The following is a 2210-nucleotide window of genomic DNA, read 5'->3' as shown; positions in this document are numbered from 1 at the left end:
GCGGGGTCCGGCCGCTCCCGCGCCGGGGGCCTGGTGGCCGGCGCCCGGATCGACGTCCGTTCCGCGCAGGCCGTGGCCCATGGGGCCCACCGCGAGCGGGGTGCGCGCCGCCGCGATGATGGCCTGGAGTTCCGTCTCCAGCGCGCCCACCGCCGCCTCCACCCTGGCCGACTCCGGTGAGCCCGCCATCCGTTCCGATGCCAGGTGCAGGGCGGTCAGCGGGGTGCGCAGCCGGTGGGACAGGTCGGCGACCAGTTCGCGTTCGACGGCGAGCAGTTCGGTCATCCGGTGGGCCATCGCGTTGAACGCGACACCGGCGTCGCGCAGTTCCCTGGGGCCCATGGGGTCCACGCGGGCGTCCAGGTTGCCCTCGCCCAGCGCGTGGGAAGCGTGCGCGAGTCGTTTGGAGGACCGGACCACCTTCGCTCCGAGGCGGTCGGCGACCAGCACGGAACCGCCGACCAGGCCCACGGCGAGGAGGAGCATGACGGCCCAGGAGGCCTTGACCCCGCGGGTCAGTTCCGCCTCGGGGACGAAGTTCTCGATGACGGCGACCCGGTCGCCGGGCAGCACCACCGGCTGCAGGCAGATCCAGCCGGCGGGGATCTGCTGGGAGATGGACTCGCGTCCGCGCTGGGCCCGTTCGAGCAGGGCGGCGGGGGCTCGGGAGCTGCCGATGGCCGGGGCGCCCGGCAGGTGGACCACCAGGTGCTCGGTCGCGTCCAGACTCGCGGCGGATTCCCGCAGGGCGGCGGGGTCCGTGGTGAGCGTCAGCACGGGGGCCAGAGCGGCGGCCCGCTGCTCGGCCGCGGTGACGCTCTGCTCCTTGACGAGCGACATCACCAGTGCGGCCAGCGGTATGAGGAAGGAGAGGGCGACCATGGAGGTCACGGCGAGCGCCACTCCGGCCAGTGAGCGTCTCAACGCGGCGCCACCAGTTTGATGCCGACGCCGCGGACGGTCAGCAGGTAGCGCGGGGCCGCCGCGCGTTCGCCCAGCTTGCGCCGCAGGGACGACAGGTGCACGTCGACGGTCTGGTCGTCCACGTACGGCTCGCGCCACACCTCGGTCAGCAGCCGCCGCTTGGAGACGACCTGCCCGGTGTGGTGGGCGAGGAAGGCCAGCAGGTCGAACTCCCGGCGGGTGAGGTGGAGCTCCCGGCCGGCCAGGTACGCGGTGCGCGCACCCGGGTCGACGGCCAGCTCGCCCACGGTGGTGGCGCGCAGCGGTTCGGCGGAGGCCGCGGGCCGCGGCCCCTGCCCGGTCTGCGCGGCGTGGGTGGCGTGGGCCGGGGGGAGGTGGCTGGTGCGCCGGAGGACGGCGGAGAGGCGGGCGATGAGCTGTCCTCCGGAGAAGGGCTTGACCAGGTAGTCGTCGGCGCCCGCGTTGAGGAGCTTGATGATCTCGGTCTCGTCGTCGCGGGCGGTGGCCACCAGCACGGGGACGGAGGATATGCCCCGGATCATGCGCAGTGCGTCTCCTCCGTCCAGATCGGGCAGCCCCAGGTCGAGGACCACCGCGTCGACGGGCACCTGGGTCACCTCGCGCAGGGCGCCGAACCCGTCGGCCGCGCTGCGTACGGCATACCCGTGCTCCGCCAGGACTTCGATCAGTGACTGGCGGATGCTGGGGTCGTCTTCCACGACCAGGACGCTGGGCATGGGCACACCTTAGGTGAACGCCCGTTCCTACGGCCGGGGGGTGGTGAAGGCCGGGCCGTCGCCGGTGACGCGCAGGTGCACGGGGCGGTCGGAGACCGGGATGGTGCAGCCGTCCCGCGCGCTGCAGCTCGCGTACCCGAGCAGTACGGTCGCCTCCCCGTCGCCGTCGGCCCGGACGGGCAGCGTGGTGGTGACGGGGCCGTCCGGATAGACGGGGACCGGGGCCTCGACACCGGGCAGGCTGATCGTGCGCACCTCGGCGGCGGCCGTCAGCTTCCCGGCGGCCCGCAGGACTCCGGTGACGTTCACGGCGGTCGGCCGGCCCACGCCCTCGATCCCGCCGGCGGGCAGATCGGCGCTGTAGAGGTGGAAGCCTTCCTCGGGGGTGAAGACGGCGGTCACCGTGCCGTTCGGGGCCTGCCAGTCGGACACCGACAGGGTGACGGTGACCCCGTTCTCGGTGAAGCTCGTCGTGCGCGCCGCGCCGCCGCCCTCGGCGGGCTGCGCGCCGCAGGCCGCGTGCGAGGCCAGCGACAGGAAGTCGGCCTC

The 2210-nt window shown here is 74.0% G+C and carries 3 protein-coding genes; all 3 read right to left on the bottom strand.

Annotated elements, in window-relative coordinates; all coding sequences use genetic code 11:
- Positions 1 to 924 (bottom strand): HAMP domain-containing protein (locus AB0D66_RS34490; RefSeq protein ID WP_362311091.1); only part of this gene is annotated, 924 nt, incomplete at its 3' end.
- A complete protein-coding gene (locus AB0D66_RS34485; RefSeq protein WP_362311090.1) occupies positions 921 to 1661 on the bottom strand; it encodes a response regulator transcription factor in 741 nt (246 codons plus the stop codon). The genes AB0D66_RS34485 and AB0D66_RS34490, both read right to left, overlap by 4 nt.
- A 27-nt stretch (positions 1662 to 1688) precedes the next feature.
- Positions 1689 to 2210, bottom strand: a 522-nt coding sequence (locus AB0D66_RS34480) for a hypothetical protein (protein WP_362311089.1), incomplete at its 5' end; no start/stop codon positions are given.

Source organism: Streptomyces sp. NPDC048270, assembly GCF_040652335.1.
GTDB lineage: Bacteria > Actinomycetota > Actinomycetes > Streptomycetales > Streptomycetaceae > Streptomyces.
Note: the sequence above shows the minus strand (reverse complement) of the source record. Positions and strands in the feature narration are given on the sequence as shown.